The organism is Anoxybacillus andreesenii (assembly GCF_030813005.1).
Taxonomy (GTDB): domain Bacteria; phylum Bacillota; class Bacilli; order Bacillales; family Cytobacillaceae; genus Robertmurraya; species Robertmurraya andreesenii.
This window is the reverse complement of the sequence record NZ_JAUSTU010000010.1, coordinates 22354-40453: the sequence shown is the minus strand read 5'-3', so window position 1 is coordinate 40453 and position 18100 is coordinate 22354. Positions and strand designations below refer to the sequence as shown.

Annotated in this window: 22 protein-coding genes; 17 read left to right on the top strand and 5 right to left on the bottom strand. The window is 40.7% G+C overall.

Annotation, left to right across the window (positions count from 1 at the left end):
• The first annotated feature begins 18 nt into the window (after positions 1-18).
• From greA to J2S07_RS11595, 5 genes are all read left to right on the top strand, one after another.
• Positions 19-495, top strand: coding sequence for a transcription elongation factor GreA (greA, locus tag J2S07_RS11615; RefSeq protein ID WP_307150571.1), 477 nt, complete (start codon positions 19-21; stop codon positions 493-495).
• 56 nt (positions 496-551) lie between these two features.
• Positions 552-2333 (top strand): peptidoglycan D,D-transpeptidase FtsI family protein, encoded by a 1782-nt coding sequence (locus tag J2S07_RS11610; RefSeq protein ID WP_307150570.1) that lies wholly within the window; start codon positions 552-554, stop codon positions 2331-2333.
• 118 nt (positions 2334-2451) lie between these two features.
• Positions 2452-3132, top strand: a complete 681-nt coding sequence (locus tag J2S07_RS11605) for a YrrS family protein (protein WP_307150569.1) — start codon at positions 2452-2454, stop codon at positions 3130-3132.
• A 36-nt stretch (positions 3133-3168) separates the two neighbouring features.
• Positions 3169-3864 (top strand): 5'-methylthioadenosine/S-adenosylhomocysteine nucleosidase, encoded by a 696-nt coding sequence (gene mtnN / locus J2S07_RS11600; RefSeq protein WP_307150568.1) that lies wholly within the window; start codon positions 3169-3171, stop codon positions 3862-3864.
• A 316-nt stretch (positions 3865-4180) separates the two neighbouring features.
• On the top strand, positions 4181-4321 hold the full coding sequence (locus J2S07_RS11595; RefSeq protein ID WP_307150567.1) for a YrzI family small protein: 141 nt from the start codon (positions 4181-4183) through the stop codon (positions 4319-4321).
• Positions 4322-4779: 458 nt separating this feature from the next.
• Here the strand turns inward: J2S07_RS11595 and sigK are convergent, their stop codons facing one another.
• Together sigK and pssA are read right to left on the bottom strand one after the other, a co-directional pair.
• On the bottom strand, positions 4780-5505 hold the full coding sequence (gene sigK, locus J2S07_RS11590; RefSeq protein ID WP_307150566.1) for an RNA polymerase sporulation sigma factor SigK: 726 nt from the start codon (positions 5503-5505) through the stop codon (positions 4780-4782).
• A gap of 191 nt (positions 5506-5696) precedes the next feature.
• Positions 5697-6236, bottom strand: a complete 540-nt coding sequence (pssA, locus tag J2S07_RS11585) for a CDP-diacylglycerol--serine O-phosphatidyltransferase (protein WP_307150565.1) — start codon at positions 6234-6236, stop codon at positions 5697-5699.
• Between the two features lie 121 nt (positions 6237-6357).
• Between pssA and J2S07_RS11580 the strand changes: the two genes are divergently transcribed.
• The gene (locus J2S07_RS11580) at positions 6358-7140 is read left to right on the top strand and encodes a phosphatidylserine decarboxylase (RefSeq protein WP_307150564.1); all 783 of its coding nucleotides are present in this window, start codon (positions 6358-6360) and stop codon (positions 7138-7140) included.
• A gap of 44 nt (positions 7141-7184) precedes the next feature.
• On the opposite strand, the gene J2S07_RS11575 is transcribed toward J2S07_RS11580, so the two are convergent.
• The gene (locus tag J2S07_RS11575; protein WP_307150563.1) at positions 7185-7325 is read right to left on the bottom strand and encodes a sporulation histidine kinase inhibitor Sda; all 141 of its coding nucleotides are present in this window, start codon (positions 7323-7325) and stop codon (positions 7185-7187) included.
• A gap of 554 nt (positions 7326-7879) precedes the next feature.
• Here J2S07_RS11575 and J2S07_RS11570 point away from each other — a divergent pair.
• The 8 genes from J2S07_RS11570 to J2S07_RS11535 all read left to right on the top strand — a co-directional run bounded on the left by J2S07_RS11570 (position 7880) and on the right by J2S07_RS11535 (position 13022).
• The gene (locus J2S07_RS11570; RefSeq protein ID WP_307150562.1) at positions 7880-8395 is read left to right on the top strand and encodes a YqeG family HAD IIIA-type phosphatase; all 516 of its coding nucleotides are present in this window, start codon (positions 7880-7882) and stop codon (positions 8393-8395) included.
• Between the two features lie 3 nt (positions 8396-8398).
• A complete protein-coding gene (gene yqeH, locus J2S07_RS11565; RefSeq protein ID WP_307150561.1) occupies positions 8399-9502 on the top strand; it encodes a ribosome biogenesis GTPase YqeH in 1104 nt (367 codons plus the stop codon).
• Between the two features lie 154 nt (positions 9503-9656).
• The gene (aroE, locus tag J2S07_RS11560; RefSeq protein WP_307150560.1) at positions 9657-10490 is read left to right on the top strand and encodes a shikimate dehydrogenase; all 834 of its coding nucleotides are present in this window, start codon (positions 9657-9659) and stop codon (positions 10488-10490) included.
• Positions 10491-10781, top strand: coding sequence for a ribosome assembly RNA-binding protein YhbY (gene yhbY / locus J2S07_RS11555; RefSeq protein ID WP_307150559.1), 291 nt, complete (start codon positions 10491-10493; stop codon positions 10779-10781).
• An 18-nt stretch (positions 10782-10799) separates the two neighbouring features.
• Entirely contained in the window at positions 10800-11372 is a 573-nt protein-coding gene (locus J2S07_RS11550; RefSeq protein WP_307150558.1) for a nicotinate-nucleotide adenylyltransferase, read from the top strand.
• Positions 11359-11928: a bis(5'-nucleosyl)-tetraphosphatase (symmetrical) YqeK gene (yqeK, locus tag J2S07_RS11545; protein WP_307150557.1), complete on the top strand. Its 570-nt coding sequence runs from the start codon at positions 11359-11361 to the stop codon at positions 11926-11928. Before J2S07_RS11550 ends, yqeK begins: the two co-directional genes overlap by 14 nt.
• On the top strand, positions 11929-12285 hold the full coding sequence (gene rsfS, locus J2S07_RS11540; RefSeq protein ID WP_307150556.1) for a ribosome silencing factor: 357 nt from the start codon (positions 11929-11931) through the stop codon (positions 12283-12285).
• Positions 12282-13022, top strand: coding sequence for a class I SAM-dependent DNA methyltransferase (locus tag J2S07_RS11535; protein WP_307150555.1), 741 nt, complete (start codon positions 12282-12284; stop codon positions 13020-13022). The genes rsfS and J2S07_RS11535 overlap by 4 nt, the downstream gene beginning before the upstream one ends.
• Before the next feature lie 75 nt (positions 13023-13097).
• Here J2S07_RS11535 and comER read toward each other — a convergent pair whose 3' ends face one another.
• Entirely contained in the window at positions 13098-13922 is an 825-nt protein-coding gene (gene comER, locus J2S07_RS11530) for a late competence protein ComER (RefSeq protein ID WP_307150554.1), read from the bottom strand.
• A gap of 87 nt (positions 13923-14009) precedes the next feature.
• Between comER and J2S07_RS11525 the strand changes: the two genes are divergently transcribed.
• From J2S07_RS11525 to J2S07_RS11515, 3 genes are all read left to right on the top strand, one after another.
• Positions 14010-14624: a helix-hairpin-helix domain-containing protein gene (locus tag J2S07_RS11525; protein WP_307150553.1), complete on the top strand. Its 615-nt coding sequence runs from the start codon at positions 14010-14012 to the stop codon at positions 14622-14624.
• 140 nt (positions 14625-14764) lie between these two features.
• A complete protein-coding gene (locus J2S07_RS11520; RefSeq protein WP_307150552.1) occupies positions 14765-15259 on the top strand; it encodes a deoxycytidylate deaminase in 495 nt (164 codons plus the stop codon).
• Between the two features lie 51 nt (positions 15260-15310).
• Positions 15311-17704, top strand: coding sequence for a DNA internalization-related competence protein ComEC/Rec2 (locus J2S07_RS11515; protein WP_307150551.1), 2394 nt, complete (start codon positions 15311-15313; stop codon positions 17702-17704).
• A 56-nt stretch (positions 17705-17760) separates the two neighbouring features.
• Here J2S07_RS11515 and J2S07_RS11510 read toward each other — a convergent pair whose 3' ends face one another.
• The gene (locus J2S07_RS11510) at positions 17761-17895 is read right to left on the bottom strand and encodes a YqzM family protein (protein ID WP_307150550.1); all 135 of its coding nucleotides are present in this window, start codon (positions 17893-17895) and stop codon (positions 17761-17763) included.
• Between the last annotated feature and the right edge of the window lie 205 nt (positions 17896-18100).

Here is an 18100-nt window from a genome sequence, read left to right as displayed (position 1 = left end):
TAGAAGGAGTGAAGGATTTTGGCTACAGAAAAAGTATTCCCGATGACACTGGCTGGGAAGGAAAAACTAGAACAAGAATTAGAACATCTTAAAACAGTAAAAAGAAAAGAAGTTGTGGAACGCATTAAAATTGCAAGAAGCTTCGGTGACTTATCAGAGAATTCTGAGTATGATTCAGCAAAAGAAGAACAGGCCTTTGTAGAAGGTCGGATCACAACGATTGAAAATATGATTCGCAATGCGAAAATCATTAGCGAAGACGAACTTTCCGGCGATGTTGTCACACTTGGTAGCTCCGTAACGTTCAAAGAGCTTCCTGATGGGGAAGAAGAAACCTATACGATTGTAGGTAGTGCGGAAGCGGATCCGTTTGAAGGTAAAATCTCCAACGATTCACCGATCGCAAAAAGCCTGATTGGCAAAAAAGTGGATGAGGAAGTAGTTGTCCATACTCCTGGTGGCGATATGAACGTTCGAATTATTAAAATAAAATAAGCGAAACCGTTTGAAATCCTAACACCTCGTCAACACTTTTGACGAGGTGTTTTTTTATGTGGAGGAAAAGAACGATTGTCTTTTTATCATTATGTTTATTCACCGTTTCGCTATTGATTGCCCGTCTTGTTCAGCTTCAGCTGGTCGCTACTGAAAATTTCTCAGAGCGTGGTGTGAATCTGTTAGAAGCTAGTGTTAGGCAGCGGTCACAGGAAATGATCATTGATAATGGCAGAGGTAGCTTTCTGGATCGAAATGGGGAATCATTGGTCCATAAGAAAATGAATGTGCTCGTTCTCTTTCCCTTTTTAAAAAACATGGATTGGGATGTTGAAAAAATAGCCAATATTATCGGGGTCCCAAAGTTTGAGATTCTTCAATCCCTTGAGAAGGCAAAGGAGCCCTTCGCTTTTGGGCGACCAAAGGTTGTGGAGCTATCGGAGAGTGAGATGAAACAGATTAATCAACTGGAGATTCCCGGAGTGTTTGCAATTGAAAAGAAATATACTTTGACCGACACGCTGGCAGAACAGTTAATCGGAATAACCGGACAGAACGATCAGGTCTTAAAAAAACGATATCCAGATAAGGAGTTGCCAGCTGAGACGATCGTGGGTCTCACAGGCCTTGAAAAAAGCTTCGATGAGTTTCTGCTCCCTGATGGGAAATCAAAGCTCGTCTATCATGTTGATGGCAGAGGTGGCCCATTATTTGGAATTCATGTGAAATATGTGGAGCCAGCGAATCCTTTCTATCCCGTGAATATTCGAACTACCCTTGATAAGGACCTGCAGAAATTGGCAGAGGAGTTGGTTGACAAGCATCAGATCAAAAATGGAGGCCTCGTCCTTTTAGACATCGAATCCAATTCTGTTCTGGCAATGGTTTCACGTCCGAAAATTAACAGGAATGCTCCTTTTGATGAAAAAGGGATTCATAATATGATGACCACCCAGCATATACCTGGATCAGTATTTAAAACTGTAGTGGCTGCTGCTGCCATTGAACATGAGTTAGATGATGCAACAAGGGAGTTTGACTGTAACAAAACAATCGCTGGAACAGATGATCCAAATTACCAGCATGGATTCCTTACGTTCACGGAAAGCTTTGCTCAAAGCTGTAACAATACCTTTGGTACCTTGGCAAAGGAACTAAAGAAAATGGATGAAAATATAATTGAGGAATATGCGGAAAAATTGTCTATTTTGGGCCCCGTTGGCTGGAAAGGGGATGTTTATCATTTTGACCAATTCAAACAGCTAGCAGACGAGAACTTCGGTCGCGTGTTTCTTGAGGAAGCTGCGAAAAAGGATGATAATTTCGTCGCTATGACGGGAATTGGTCAGCATGAAGTGCGAGTAACGCCCCTCGCAGTGGCTAATATGATTTCGACCATTGCCAAGGGTGGAAAAAGTGAAATGGTAAGGGTCGTAACAGGGATTGAATATAAGAACGGAACATCCTTGTTGCCCTTTGAAAAGAAGAAGCTTGCTAGCGACTCGATATCACCTTATACTGCGATGAAGCTCCAAAAGCTGCTGCGAGAGGTCGTGGTTAACCCTAAGGGAACAGGAAGGAGCCTACAATCCCTTCCCTATGAAGTCGCAGGAAAATCCGGTACAGCGGAAACAGGCCTTTTTGAAGGGGATCAGGAGCTTCTAAATAAATGGTTTGCTGGCTATTTTCCTTTCGATAAGCCGAAATATGCACTAGTCACGGTGAATCTTGGTGTGTTTGATGCTGAGGGGGCGGTTACCCCGTTATTTGCCGATATGGTCAAAGAGCTTTACCAATTTGACCAAAGTTTAAAGCTCAAAGACCAGGTTTCTTCATAAAGAGGATTTTCTTCAAACGTATATATTGCTTCAAGTTTTGGTTCATGCGTGTTAGAATGTTGACATCCTTACAAAGTATTGAAAGCTTGAACCAAAATCTTGTTTAAGGAGGAAAATCATGAGTAGGGGAAACGATGGATCTCGCATCGTGCGACGCACGAAAAAAAGAAAGAAAGATGTGATCCTAAATAGTTTAATAGGGATCGTATTATTACTCATTATTATTGTATCGTTTAATATTTTTTTCGGAAATGATGATAAGGAATCGGCAAAGCAAAAGGAGCCAGATACAGAGCAACAAGAGAACTCTACCTCTGATGAAAAAGAGAAGAAGGACTCTAAGCAGGTTATGACCGACCAAGAAGAGGAAGCCGAAGAAGCTGAAGCTACTAAGCCTCAGGAACAGGAGAAAGAGGATTCAGCAACAAAAGAAGAAGCTCCTAATGTCGATGCAGAGAAGATTGTTACGGAAGGTGGATCTGAACCAAATGTCATTCGAACGATCGTTAATCCAGCTTGGGAGCCAGTCGGGACCGTACAGCAGGGTGAGCATGTAAATGTCTATAGTGGGGTCGATTGGGATGAAATGGTTGAGGCGATCACATATGGTACAGGATTGACAAAGGAGAATATGACGATTCATTTTTTAGGGAATAATGGTCCGAATAAATCAGTGGGCACCGTCTATACAAAGAATAAAGACCAAATTTACCGAGTGTATATTGAATGGGTTGACGGTCAAGGCTGGAAACCAACAAAGGTTGAAGAATTGGCGGCTGTTCCAGAGAAAAAGAAATAGGACCAATAAATATAGAATGAGGAAAGAGGTAACAACATGAAGATTGCCATAATTGGAGCAATGGAAGAGGAAGTAACGATCCTACGTGACCATATGACAGAGAAGACGGTTGAAACAATTGCTGGCTGTGAATATACGAGCGGAAAAATGAATGGCAAAGATGTGATTTTGCTACGTTCCGGAATCGGAAAGGTAAATGCTGCGATGGCTACGTCCATTCTCCTTGAAAAATATAAGCCTGAATATGTCGTAAATACAGGCTCAGCGGGTGGTTACAATCCTAATCTGAACGTGGGAGATGTCGTGATATCTTCAGAGGTACGTCATCATGACGTTGATGTCACAGCATTTGGATACGAATATGGGCAGGTACCTCAGCTTCCACCTGCATTTGAAGCAAATCATGAGTTAGTGAAAATTGCGGAGGAGGCCGCAAGAGAAATCGAGGGAATTCAGGTTGTAAAGGGGTTAATCGCTACAGGAGATACCTTCATGAGCGATCCCGAGCGTGTCGATTTCATTAAGGACAAATTTACGAACCTTCAGGCTGTTGAAATGGAGGCCGCTGCAATCGCTCAGGTTGCGCATCAGTTTGGAACTCCATTTGTTGTTATTCGTTCCTTATCGGACATCGCTGGGAAGGAATCAGATGTATCCTTTGATCAATTTTTAGACAAGGCGGCTCTGCACTCAGCAACCCTTGTAATGAAAATTGTCGAAAGAATTATTTAGAAAAATAGGTAGAAAAAGGTTTACAATTTTAGTTTGAGTGGCTATAATTACCATTGTAAGCGAAATATTCTAAAAGGAGGTCGAGGAAAATGATGTTGACTAATGGAATTGTACTGAAAGCTTTCACAAATTCATATTGTTTATTTTCACATTCGACCTATAAGGAATGGATCGCATAGTTTTTATTGACTTTTATGCATTCAAGCCGCAGGGAGAAATGTGCCCTGCGGCTTTTTGGGCACAAAAAGGCCGTAGAGATTATTCTTTACGGCCTTTTTGTGCCCAAAACAAATTACTTTTAAAGGAGGTGATAGATATGACCCTAAATATTCTATTTTTTACGATTACGATTAAAACTAGAAAGATTTCTGCTGAGGAAGCTCTTCGCGATCAAATGGTGAGAGAGGCTTACGAAGAAAATAAGCTGCGTGCTTATTCTGTACATCGATTGCTCTAATTTTAAATTTTCACAAATATAAAAGGAAAGGTGGGCTTAATGATGATTTATCTTATTCAAGGAAGAACAGCTATTTTCTGGGTGGAGACAGATTCCACCTAACACTTCGAAGGAGTTAGGGGTGAACCTTATGTATTTAAATGTCCTATTGCTTACCCTTCCCTTTCGGAAAAAGAAAGGGAAATAAGGATTTTTCACAGGGTATGATGCTTGCCACTAGAAAAAGTCCTAAAAAGTTCACATCCCATCAAGTTATTTACTATGGGTATATGGTAAATTTAGGTTAGCAGGAATATTCCAAAGGGGTGTGGACGAATGTTCTCAATCGTGATGGGGCTTATTATTTGCGGAACCATTGGTTGTATTGTGGCAGCAGAGGTCAGTGTAGACTAAGTCTGTTATATGAATGAAAAGAAGCATTCCAATTTAGGGATGCTTCTTTTATTCTCGGTTCAATTCTATAAATTAGGTCCGTTCTTTTTCTTCTCTTTCTCAGCCCGGTAAAATTCGTGGAACATTTTCATGAGCGCTCTTTTTTCAATTCTGGATACATAGCTTCTTGATATTCCTAGCTCCTTAGCAATTTCTCGCTGCGTTTTTTCCTTCTGAAGATCTAAGCCAAAGCGGCCTACAATCACTTCTCTTTCCCGTCCATCGAGGACGTCAATATACTCCTTCACCTTCTCAAGCTCCATATTTAATTGAATCGTGTCAATGACGTCCTCAGAGTCGGACTTGAGTACATCAATGAGGGAGATTTCATTCCCTTCCTTATCCTGTCCTATCGGGTCATGGAGAGAAACATCCTTTTTTGTCTTTTTTAAAGCCCGTAAGTGCATGAGGATCTCATTTTCTATACACCGAGCCGCATAGGTGGCGAGCTTCGTTCCTTTTCCTTCAGAGTAGCTTTCAATCGCTTTTATCAAACCGATGGTTCCAATGGAGATTAGGTCTTCAGCATCCTCACCAGTATTTTCAAACTTTTTTACAATATGGGCGACGAGTCTTAGGTTATGCTCAATCAGCATATTTCGGGCATGACCATCCCCATCGGCCATTAGCCGTAGATACTTCTTTTCATCCTCAGGCGACAATGGTTGAGGAAAGGCGTTGTTCTTTACATATGAGACAAGAAAGATGATCTCTTTAACTAAAATCCCAAACGCAGTTAGAATTCCTGACATGTCGACACCCCCGCTATTAAGACTTTCGCCTATAACTAATACCTATGAAGCAGGTAGGTTGTTTTTGTCTGTCCGAGTAATATTTAGCTCAGGAAAATATTTCCGAACACTTTGTTTAGCGGAACCTGTGATGGATTTTTTAAATAAAGAAAAACAGCACCCCTCTATAAGGTGCTGTTATCCCTGCTTTGCTACATTTTTTTAATCTTAAACGGACTAATCATTAAGAATGAAAGAATGATCATGATATAAATAAAGACCTGTGGTGAAGAATAAGGAATAAAAAAGAAACTAAAAGTAGCAATACAGCCTGCTACGGTAATAGGTAGTCCCGTAAAATAACCATTTCCTTCAGTAATATTAAATCTAGCAAGACGGAAGGCTCCACAGCCAATGTACAGAACTGTAAAAAAAGCCCCAGGTGCCCCAAATTCAAATAAGATTCCTTGATAAATTAATAGTGCAGGAGCAACGCCAAATGATATAATATCACTCATGGAATCTAATTGCTTTCCAAGCTCTGACTCAATGTTAAGCTTACGAGCAACCATCCCATCAAAACGGTCGGCAAGTGCAGCAATAAATATGAGTAGGAGGCTAAGATTTAAATTCCCTTTTAACCCTTGAATGATCGCAAAGCTTCCAAGAGACAGATTTGTTAAAGTAATTATATTTGCCATTTGCGCTTTCAATTTCTTGATCGTTTGATCAAAGACATCCAATAGAAACAACACCCTCACTCCTTTCAAATGGGGAAGGGAAAGCATAAGTACATATTATTGTTAATAATATTTAATTTTAATGGGAATATGCGTGTTCGTAAAGAGAATATTTCAATTGGAGGAATCTAGCTTGCTTCAATCTATTTATCGTGCATTAATTGAACTAACCAATGGGAGGTGGAGCTCCTATCTATTAAAAAAATTTGCCCAATCTCGTCTGAGTCGACTGGTCATTCCGTCCTTTGCAAGAGTATATCAAATCAATCAGGAAGAAATGGCTCAATCCTTGCACGAGTTTTCAACGCTGCATGATTTTTTTATTCGAAGGCTTAAGGATGACGTACGGTTCATTGATGAACATTCGCACTCAGTGGTGAGCCCTGTTGATGCAGTCCTTGAGGATATAGGGAAGGTTTCCCCTGACCTAACCCTTCAAATAAAAGGGAAGTCCTATTCCTTAGTAGATATGCTAGGCAGTATCGAGAAGGCGAATGACTATACGAATGGCACCTATGTTCTCCTTTATTTAAGTCCAAGCCATTATCACCGTATCCACAGCCCGTTCTCTGGCAAGGTGATAGGGCAATGGACACTGGGACGCAAATCGTATCCGGTTAATCAATATGGACTAAAGTATGGAAGGGAAGCACTATCAAAAAACTATAGAAAGATTACGGAGTTGGAGCATCCTTTCGGTAAAGCAGCCATCGTTAAAGTCGGAGCGATGTTTGTGAACTCGATTGAAACGACCTATAGTGGTGAATATTTACAAAAAGGTGAGGAAATGGCCTATTTTACTTTTGGATCAACCGTTGTTCTCCTTTTTGATGAGCATTCTTTCGTACCACGCCATGATAGCGATACACCAAGAGCGGTAAAAGTTGGTGAAATAATTGGTGAATTTCAAGACTGAATGGGATGGAAGGCAAAAAGAAAACCCCTTTGGGGCAATAACAATTACGAGGATGCTTTAATTTTGTGTGACAATGCACGTCGGTGAATTTCTGTTTCAATAAGAAGGATAAAGTCTGAACTCAAGTTTAACTCTTTTGCTTTGAAATAAGATTCTAATAGTAAGTCATCTGACAGCTTCCTCATGTCAGAATTCACCTCCCTTGTCAAAAAAGGTTCTAAACAAGAAAAACCATACATATAATGTAGTTTGCTTTTGTGTAATCTTACTCTAACAAAAAAATAGTGGTAGAACAACCGTTCTTGTTATCCACAATCCGTCGTGGATAAACTGTGATTAATATGTTTATAAAGAGTGTAAAACGTGATAGTTCAATGGGGAAAATGTGAATAAAGTTATCCACAGCTGTTGAAAAGAAGGTGACTGTGTCGAAAAGTTTTTCTAAAACCACTGATATAGTTCATTTTTCGACGGAATTAGACGATACCCGACTTCATGTTGTAGAAAATTGTTTTCAGTCTAATTTTTAGCCTTATACGTACGTGTGAACGGGTTTTACTCGGTACGAGTAACTTAGTGAACGCGTACGTATAAGGCGGTACAAGATCGCAATAAGAATTGTAAGTAAGGATGGCTCCAAGTAAGAATCCTTGCTTGCACTCCTCTTGATTTAACGGTTAGAATTGGTAATGTTAGAATGAAAAGGCTCTTTTTTGCCGATGAAAATGAGGTGTCCTACTTGTTAAGAAAATTCTTGCCAAATCAACATGTGAAAAGCATTTTTCAAATAACACCTAAGAGTTTAAAGGAAAAAGGAATAAAAGGAATAATTACGGATTTAGATAATACTTTGGTCGAATGGGATCGCCCAAATGCCACGCCAAAATTAATCGAGTGGTTTGACGAGATGAATAAGGAGAACATTCGAATCACGATTGTGTCGAATAATAATCGAGAGAGGGTAGCTGCTTTTGCTGATCCACTAAAGATTCCCTTTATCTTTCAAGCGAGAAAGCCACTTGGTAAGGCCTTCAGAAAAGCAGTGGCCGATATGGGCTTGAAAAAAGAGGAAACCGTTGTAATTGGAGATCAGCTTCTAACGGATGTCCTTGGCGGGAATCGCAGCGGGTTCCAGACGATTCTGGTTGTTCCAGTTGCTTCTACGGACGGTTTTTGGACAAGGTTTAATCGCATGATTGAAAGACGAATACTCAATTGGTTTCGGAAAAAAGGAATGCTTGTGTGGGAGGATTAGTCATTGAGTGAACAATATATTTGTATCGGCTGTGGTGTGAAAATACAAACGGAGAATAAGGATGAAATTGGCTATGCGCCTAAATCTTCATTAGAAAAAGAGGATATTGTCTGCCAGAGATGTTTTCGTCTAAAACACTATAACGAGGTGCAGGACGTCAATCTTACGGACGATGATTTTCTAAAAATCCTAAATGAACTTGGAAAAAGAGATGCACTGATCGTCAAAATTGTGGATATCTTTGATTTTAACGGAAGTTGGCTACCAGGACTGCATCGCTTTGTCGGTAATAATCCGATTCTATTAATCGGCAACAAGGTTGATTTGCTGCCTGCTTCTGTGAAGCCTAATAAGCTTATCCATTGGATGAAGCAAGAATCAAAGGAGCTGGGGCTGAAACCGAAGGAGGTATTCCTCGTTAGTGCGGCGAAGGGTTATTTTGTGAAGGAAGTCACGGAAGCCATTGAAGAATACCGTGAGGGCAAGGATGTCTATGTCGTTGGCTGCACGAATGTAGGAAAGTCAACGTTTATCAATCGTATCTTAAAGGAAGTTACTGGGGAGGGAGATGTGATTACGACCTCTCATTTCCCAGGAACAACGTTAGATATGATCGAAATCCCTCTTTCAGATGGAAAGTCCTTAGTCGATACGCCAGGGATTATTAATCATCACCAAATGGCCCATTATGTAGATAAGAGGGATCTGAAAATTATCACACCGAAAAAGGAAATTAAACCAAAGGTATATCAGCTAAATGAAGGTCAAACCTTGTTCTTTGGTGGACTTGCTCGCTTTGATTATATAAGCGGAGGACGACGTTCATTCGTATGCCATTTCTCCAATGAGCTTGAAATTCACCGTACAAAGCTTGAAAAAGCGGATGATCTTTATGAAAGACATGTTGGAGAGATGTTAACGCCTCCTCGCCAGGAGCAGCTTGATACGTTTCCTCCGCTTGTGAAGCATGAATTTACGATTAAAGAAGGAAAAACAGATGTTGTTTTTTCAGGACTGGGCTGGATTACGGTCAATGAGCCCGGAGCGAAAATCGCTGCCTATGTACCAAAAGGAGTCCATGCGATGCTAAGAAAGTCCTTAATATAACGGTGGTCTTAATGTTCGTTCTTTATCTAGCCTTAATGTTGCGCATGAACGGGTTTTACTCGGTACGAGTAACTTAGTGAATGCGCAACATTAAGGCGGTAATAGATAAGAGAAAACATAAAAAAGAACAAGGTGAAGGGTGTGGGAGAGGAGTATGCAAAAGCTATATGCGGTTATCGGTGACCCAATCGCTCAATCGATGTCACCCATTATGCACAATGATTTATTTCAGTTTTATGGCATTGATGCTCACTATCATGCTTTTGCCATCAAGGAGAAAAACCTTGAAATTGCAGTAAATGGCTTCAGAGCGATCGATTTGGCTGGGTTCAATGTGACGGTTCCTCATAAGGTTGCGATTATGCCCCTGCTGGATGAAATCGATCCACTTGCTAAATCAATTGGTGCGGTTAATACGGTTGTGAATGTAAATGGGTGCCTAATAGGCTATAATACCGATGGCAGTGGTTTTGTTCATGGGTTAAAATCAAAGCTCCCTTCTATCGTGAACAAAAAAGTATTGATTATCGGTGCTGGTGGGGCGGCGAGATCGATTTATTTTACCCTTGCTAGTGTTGGTGTGGGTACCATCGATCTTACGAACCGTACGCTCGAGAAAGCCAAGGGGCTTTCGTATGATTGTCCTTATGAGGTTCAAACCTCGATTCTAACTTTGTCTGAAGCGGAAGAGCAATTAGCTGTGTATGATATTATTATTCAGACGACATCCATTGGCATGGCACCACAAACGGAATGCAAACCGATATCTTTGCACAATTTAAGAGAAAATACATTTGTTAGTGACATTATTTATAATCCTCTCGAAACCGAGTTTCTGAAAAGAGCGAAGGAAAGAGGAGCAATTACGGAAAATGGTATAGCGATGTTTGTCAATCAAGGGGCTCTTGCCTTTGAAAAATGGACAGGGATTTTGCCAGATACTAATCGAATGGCTATTACCGTACAAAAACAACTAGGAGGCAAATGAATGTTAACTGGAAAGCAAAAACGATTCCTTCGAGCGAAAGCTCATCACCTTAACCCAATTTTTCAGGTTGGCAAGGGTGGGGTCAACGAAAATATGATTCAGCAAATAAGTGAGGCATTAGAAGCGAGAGAGTTAATCAAGGTGAGTGTCCTGCAAAACTGTGATGAAGATAAAGAAACAGTTGCCAAAAAGCTTGTAGCAGGCTGTCATGCGAAGCTTGTACAGATTATCGGCAATACCATTGTTCTATATAAGGAGTCGAAGGAGAAGAAAGAAATCGTCTTGCCTTAAGCTCTTGGAGGTGAAGGAATGAAGAAAATTGGAATTCTAGGGGGAACCTTTGATCCGCCCCATTATGGCCATCTTCTCATTGCCAATGAGGTTCTTCATGGACTCGGGCTTGATGAGATCTGGTTTCTTCCAAATCAAGAACCACCTCATAAGAAAAAAACAAATCTCGTCTGTAATGAAGAGCGCGTGAGGATGCTGGAGTTAGCGATTGCGGACGCTCCCTCCTTTCGGATCGAAACGCTCGAGCTGGAACGTTCCGGCCCTTCATATACGTATGATACAATGAAGCAGCTAACAGAAATCCACCAGGATAAAGAATTTTATTTTATCATCGGGGCAGATATGGTGGAGTATCTGCCAAAATGGCATAGGATTGATGAATTATTGAAAATCGTTTCCTTTGTGGGTGTCAACCGTCCAAATTATCGTAATGAAACCATTTATCCAATCAGCTATCTGGATATTCCGGAATTTGCGGTTTCATCCAGCATGATAAGACAAAGGATATTGGAAGGAAAAACGATAAAGTATTTGCTTCCAAACTCGATTATTGAGTATTTGAAGGAGAATAAGCTATATGAATCGCAGTGAGGCACTAGAGATTGTCAAAGAACAGCTGACTGAACATCGCTATCAGCACACAATTGGCGTTATGGAAACAGCTCTCGTGCTAGCTAAGCAGCACGGAGCAGATGAGAAGAAGGCGGAGCTGTCTGCCATTTTTCATGACTATGCGAAATTTCGCCCAAAGGAAGAAATGAAACAAATTATCATTCAGGAAAAAATGCCCAAAGAGCTGCTTGTGCATAATACGGAATTATGGCATGCCCCTGTAGGAGCGTATTTGGTGAAGAAAGAAGTGGGAATCACCGATCCCGATATTTTAGATGCTATTAAATATCATACTTCAGGGCGTCCAGGCATGACTGTATTAGAAAAGGTTATCTATTTAGCAGACTATATTGAACCAGGCAGACATTTTCCAGGGGTTGACGAAGTACGGGAGCTTGCCAAAGAGGATTTAGACAGCGCATTAATCAAGGCGTTACAGAACACAATCCTTTTTATTATGAAGAAAAATCAACCCGTTTATCCAGATACCTTCCATACATATAATGATTTAACTACAAACAGGAGGCATGATTAAATGCAAGAAAATGAATTGCTCTTAACGACATATAAGGCCGCTGATGACAAACGCGCAGAAGATATTATCGTTCTAGATATGAAGGGAATCTCCTTAATTGCTGACTATTTCCTTATTTGTCATGGAAATTCCGATAAGCAGGTTCAAACGATTGCTCGTGAAATTAAGGAAAAGGCCCATGAACTTGGCTACGATGTTAAGCGGATCGAAGGCTATGATGAAGCTAGATGGGTCCTCATTGATTTAGGCGATGTCGTTGCCCATGTATTTCATCGGGATGAAAGAAGCTATTATAATTTAGAACGCCTTTGGGGAGATGCTCCGACCCTTCATCTACAAGGTGAGCTTGAATCATGACATACGGCCGTTTCGCCTATCTTTATGACGAGCTTATGAAGGACGTTCCCTATGACGACTGGATCAAGCTCATTGAGGAAAAGAGGCAAGCCCATGGTTTAAAGGGCAACAAGGTGCTGGATCTGGCCTGTGGTACTGGCGAGCTTTCCATTCGATTGGCCGCTTTAGGCTTTGACGTGACAGGGGTCGACTTATCCGAAGATATGCTCACTGTTGCACAGGCGAAGGCGTTGGAACAGGGAGTAAACGTCGATTTTCTGCAGCAGGACATGACAGAGCTAGAATTAATGGATACCTATGATATTGTAGGGATATTCTGTGACTCTCTGAATTATTTACATTCAGAAGAGGAGGTCCAAAAGACACTTCAGAATATTAGGCACTATTTAAAAAAAGGCGGCCTTTTCATCTTTGATGTTCATTCACTTTATAAAATGAATGAGATCTTTATCGGCAATACCTTTTCCTACGATGAGGATGGAATCTGTTATATTTGGAACTGCTTTGAAGGGAAAGAGCCAAATAGCGTAGAGCATGAGCTAACCTTCTTTGTCATGGATGAAGCAGGAAAGTATGACCGCTTCGATGAATATCATATGCAAAGAACTTTCCCGATTGAAGACTATACCAAATGGCTTGAAGCTAGAGGATTTAATGTCCTTGAGGTCATTGGAGATTTTCAAGGCTCTCCAAGGCCACAAACTGAAAGAGTATTTTTTATTGCAACTTTAGAGTGATCAAGAAAGAGGGTGTCGTTCGTGCACCCTCAAAAAATTTCTTGTTCATGGAGGAATTTTGGCTTTAAGGTCGAATTAGTGTAGTGTGAATTGTTTTTTTGTTCCTTCAATATCCTCATTAAATTTTGAGTGGGTTGCTTGAAAGAGATGCTCAAAAACCTCACCAAGCTCGCTTTCTAAGATTTTGATTCCTTCCCCAGTGATTCCACCCTTTACACAAACCTTCTCTTGAAGTGTAGGCAGTGTGTAGAAGTCTTTCTTTAGCAATGCTCCTAAGCCGATTAGCATTTCACTTGCTAATTTTGTTGCGGTTTCCTCATCTATTAATGTCTCTGAAACGGCTGCATCGATAAATCTTCTTGTTAAATAGACAAAAAAAGCTGGTCCGCAGCTCACGATATCAGAAGCTACTCTTGTGATTTCTTCCTCAATCTGCAACGGGGTAGAGATAACCCCGAGCATCTCCGTTAGCGTTTCTTTCCAATGAGGCTCACATTTTTCACCAAATGTTAAAAGTGATACCCCAGATAAAGCCCTATTTGTAATACTCGGTATGACCCTAGCCGTTGAACATGGCAAAACGGATTCCAATTGTTCAACACTTATCGGGCTCGTAATGGAAACAACACAATGATTTTCGGTTAAAAAAGGAACTATATTTTGTATGCAATTGAATACGTCATGGGGCTTAACACAAACAAAAATTAGCTCGGCTTTTTTTGCTATCTCCTCAGCATTATTTTCAACGATTATCTCCGGGTAGGTTTGACGTATATCGAATGCTTTTGCAATCGTGCGGTTTGTAATAAACATTGAAGAAGGGGATATAGCTTTCCCGTCTAGAAGCGCCTCCACCAGAATTCTCCCCATATTGCCCGTTCCAATGATTCCGACCTTCATGGTACTACCCTCCTCCATTTAAGCAAACATTCTCTTATATCTGTATGAATTTCTTAATTAAATTATGTCAATGAAAGGATGATGAAGATGTTACAATGGCTCAAAGAACGGATAAAATTCGTGGGGGCAGGACTGCTTGTGGTCATACTAGTGGTCTATTATTTCATTTCCAATGATGTTAGCTTCTCTCCTCCCGAAGATGCGGAAGGCTGGGAAATGGAGGAAATCGATGGAGAAGAAGAGGTGCCGCCAGAGCAATTGCCCGTCGAAGAAATACTTGTAGATGTCAAAGGGGCGGTACAAAAGCCAGGGGTCTATAAGGCGAAAATGGGCGAGAGAGTAATCGATCTTATTGACCGGGCGGGTGGGGTAACGGAAGCGGCGGACTCAAAAGCGATAAATTTTGCGATGAGAGTGACGGATGAAATGGTTCTCTATGTACCTCATATTGGAGAGGAGGTGGAAAATGTCGATATGACAGCCTCCGCTTCCGGTGAGTCAAATAGCGGCAAAATTAATCTTAATAAGGCTTCCCAGTCTGAGCTTGAAACTCTTCCAGGAATTGGGCCAGTAAAAGCGCAAGCGATTATTGAATACCGAGATTCAAGCGGTCCTTTCAAGGCAATTGAAGATATTATGGAGATCAGCGGTTTTGGTCAGAAAACATTTGAAAAACTTAAGGAGCATATTTCTGTAAATTAAAGGCTATTTCCCTCCCGTTGCTGCTTTTATACATTCACCACAATCTGTTCGAAAACAACCAAAATAGAAAGATCAAATTGACGTCGCTTGCCCTTTCTCGCTAAACTTAAGACAAAGACTAGATAAAGGGTGAAAAAAGTATGGATAAACGCTTAACATGGGATCAATATTTTATGCTAAATGCCCATCTGATTAGTATGAGGAGTACATGCAACCGCTTAAAGGTGGGTTCTGTTCTTGTCAAGAATAATCGCATTATTAGCACTGGCTATAACGGCGGGATAAGTGGTGATGCGCATTGCTTGGATGCTGGATGCTATGTCGAGGACAATCATTGTTTGAGATGTCTGCATGCCGAGGAAAATGCGATTATTCAATGTGCCCTTGAGGGTGTTTCAACAAAGGGCAGCCATATTTACGTCACGCATTTTCCATGCGTCCATTGCATGAAGAAAATTTTGCAGGCGGGGATTACGAGGATTTACTACAATTATGATTATAAAAATCATGAGTACTGCTATCACCTACTGAAAATCAGCAATGTAGAAGCAGTAAAAATGGATGCCAACATTGAGAATTACATTAATGAGAATGATTCTGAAGGAAGCTTAAAGTGGGAATTTCAACCATTATAATAGGGAAGAGGCTGCTTTGACCGGCCTCTTTTTAGGAGGTCTTTATGCCAGTTGAAAGGAAAATGGCTTTTCATCAGTATAGCTGTGCTTTTAGGCTGTCTCTATGGTTTGTATGGTAGCATATTTATACCTGCCTTCTTTCTGTTCTACCTCTTGTTTTTAAAAATGGTCAGAAAGTTTTCGACAAAGCACCTCTTTTACATCTTAGGCTTCTTCTTACTATTTGCAACAAGGGCAGGGGCGGAAGAAACCCTTAATCAAACGCAGTTAACAGGTTCTGAAAGTGATTTTACCCTTACCTTGGAGGAACCGATGAAGCTGGATGGGAACTTTTTTTCAGCCTACGGAGTAGATGCGGAAACAAAGGAAAAGCTCGTTATTCAGTATCGGCTTTCTAATATAAAAGAAAAGGAGGAGGTTGGGAGACTTCGCGTAGGCTCAACTTGTAAGGTGAAGGGGGAATTGAAAGTCCCTGAGCCACCTAGGAATCCGAACGCCTTCCATTATGCGAATTACTTGCGTCATGAAAAAATATTTTGGATATTGAAAGCTAAAGAGGTGAATTCATGTACACAGGAGAATAGCCCTTTAATATTTATCCAGAATATCAGAAAAAAAGGAATTCAATATATTCATACTCATTTTCCAACGGATACAGCACCTCTTGCTTCAGCCCTTGTATTTGGCGATAGGTCATCAATAGAGGAGGATTTAATCACTGCCTATCAAAGACTGGGAATCGTTCATTTACTAGCAATTTCCGGACTTCATGTGGGGATGCTTGTAGGGATATTATTTTATGTCGGGATTAGAGTTGGAATCCCACGGGAAAGGATGACTAATTTTTTAATTGCTTTTTTGCCTGTTTATATCATATTGACAGGAGGGGCGCCCTCAGTCATTCGTGCATGCTTCATGATGATTCTCGCCTTATTGTTATCCAAGATCCACCAAAGCAAATTACATACGATTGATATTTTAAGTATTGTCTTCGTTGTTTATGTGTTTTTGCAGCCCTATGTGATCTTTGATATTGGCTTTCAGCTTTCATTTTTAGTCACATTCTCTCTGCTTCTATCTTCCCCGATCATTGCCAAATATACACTTAAGCCAGTACATCTGCTTCTTTCAACATCCCTTATTTCTCAGCTTGCTTCGATACCCATTCTACTCTACCATTTCTATGAATTCTCACTTAGTTCCTTGTTGGTAAATGTTCTCTATATACCGCTTTTTTCAGTCATTATTCTACCGACCCTTTTGGTCCTGTATTTACTTCATATGGTGGTTGGTAACACCCTTTACCCTCTGTTATCTTTTGTTGATTTTTGCCTATCCCTTTTAAATGAATCCACTCTGTTTCTTGCAAAATTCCCCTTTAATACACTAGTTCTTGGTCGTCCAGACTTCATCTTACTTTTTCTGTATTGTATGGGAATTCCCTATTCTCTCTACCGCTGGGAAAAAGCAAAGACAATCAAACAGTTCGCAATCGCTCTCCTTGTTCCGTTCATTCTCCTTTTCTTTCACTATGCGACTGGAAAAATGAATCCGAATGGCGAGGTTACGATGATTGATGTAGGTCAGGGAGACAGCATATTAATAAAACTTCCTTTAAATCAGGGGACTTATCTGATTGATACAGGAGGAACCATGGTGTTTCCAAGTGAAGAGTGGGAGAAGCGAAGGGATCCCTTTGAGGTGGGGAAGGATATTTTGGTTCCGTTTTTGAAAAGCAAAGGGATTACGAAGCTTGACAAATTAATTTTGACCCATGGTGATATGGACCATATGGGCGGCGCATCTGCTGTCCTTCAGAATCTTACTGTAAAGGAGGTTGTGTTGCCCGATGTGAAGGAGAAGTCAGAGCTTGAAAGCAATGTGGTAGAGCTTTGTGAGAAAGAAAAAATTCCAATCCGTTATGGAAAAAAGGGAGACGGCTGGAGGGTCAATGATTTTTCTTTTAGGATCATGTCGCCTGGTTCAAATGATCATCTGGAGAGGAACGACCAATCGATTGTTCTCTATATTGTATTAGGGGGAAAACGGTGGCTTTTCACTGGCGATTTAGAAGCGACAGGAGAGAATAAATTGGTTTCAAGCTTTCCAAAGCTCACTGCAGATATCCTTAAGGCTGGCCATCATGGCAGTAAGACGTCGACATCAGAAGAACTTCTCGATCATATCCACCCTAAGGCAGCGCTTATTTCTGCTGGTGTAAACAATCGATTTGGCCACCCTCATCAAGAGGTAACGGAAAGATTAGAGCAAAGAAAAATCAAAGTATTTCGCACTGATTTACACGGTGCTGTTACCTATCAATTTAAGGGCAAGAGAGGAACCTTTTTTACAGAGCTTCATACTATGAAGCAAAGGGGGGAATATTCTCAAGAACAGCCATGTTCGAGGATAGTTCCGAATTCGAAAAGAGACTGCAACAGATGATGTGCAGTCTCCCATTTTGTAAGATATTTAGAAAAGAGCTTAATCTATGTAGGTTATTAAGAGCCGATAACCTTCACAACTGTTGCGATTATAAATAAAGTCGCAAAGAAACCGAAAGATACAATAAAACCTACTCCAGCATCAACAGCGTCATTTCGCTTGCATTGAACATCCTTTTCAAATGGATTCACTTCAATCCCTCCCATTTCCATTATAGTAGATGGACTCCATAAAGCAATAGTCAATTCTACGACTAAATCCAGTTCATTTATCCATTTCTTCAAATGTTTAGACGTTTTTAAGTATAATCGACTTTTCCTCAACTGACAAGAGTTGTCACAAATAGTTTGTTAATCTGTGGCTACAATAATCTTTACAAAGGGTGTACCGCCAGCG

Coding starts and splice junctions, on each gene's coding strand:
- J2S07_RS11610 (WP_307150570.1), top strand. CDS start 552: ATGTGGAGGAAAAGAACGATTGTCTTTTTATCATTATGTTTATTCACC.
- J2S07_RS11605 (WP_307150569.1), top strand. CDS start 2,452: ATGAGTAGGGGAAACGATGGATCTCGCATCGTGCGACGCACGAAAAAA.
- mtnN (WP_307150568.1), top strand. CDS start 3,169: ATGAAGATTGCCATAATTGGAGCAATGGAAGAGGAAGTAACGATCCTA.
- J2S07_RS11595 (WP_307150567.1), top strand. CDS start 4,181: ATGACCCTAAATATTCTATTTTTTACGATTACGATTAAAACTAGAAAG.
- sigK (WP_307150566.1), bottom strand. CDS start 5,505: ATGTCAGGAATTCTAACTGCGTTTGGGATTTTAGTTAAAGAGATCATC.
- J2S07_RS11575 (WP_307150563.1), bottom strand. CDS start 7,325: ATGAGGAAGCTGTCAGATGACTTACTATTAGAATCTTATTTCAAAGCA.
- aroE (WP_307150560.1), top strand. CDS start 9,657: ATGCAAAAGCTATATGCGGTTATCGGTGACCCAATCGCTCAATCGATG.
- yhbY (WP_307150559.1), top strand. CDS start 10,491: ATGTTAACTGGAAAGCAAAAACGATTCCTTCGAGCGAAAGCTCATCAC.
- J2S07_RS11550 (WP_307150558.1), top strand. CDS start 10,800: ATGAAGAAAATTGGAATTCTAGGGGGAACCTTTGATCCGCCCCATTAT.
- yqeK (WP_307150557.1), top strand. CDS start 11,359: ATGAATCGCAGTGAGGCACTAGAGATTGTCAAAGAACAGCTGACTGAA.
- rsfS (WP_307150556.1), top strand. CDS start 11,929: ATGCAAGAAAATGAATTGCTCTTAACGACATATAAGGCCGCTGATGAC.
- J2S07_RS11535 (WP_307150555.1), top strand. CDS start 12,282: ATGACATACGGCCGTTTCGCCTATCTTTATGACGAGCTTATGAAGGAC.
- comER (WP_307150554.1), bottom strand. CDS start 13,922: ATGAAGGTCGGAATCATTGGAACGGGCAATATGGGGAGAATTCTGGTG.
- J2S07_RS11525 (WP_307150553.1), top strand. CDS start 14,010: ATGTTACAATGGCTCAAAGAACGGATAAAATTCGTGGGGGCAGGACTG.
- J2S07_RS11520 (WP_307150552.1), top strand. CDS start 14,765: ATGGATAAACGCTTAACATGGGATCAATATTTTATGCTAAATGCCCAT.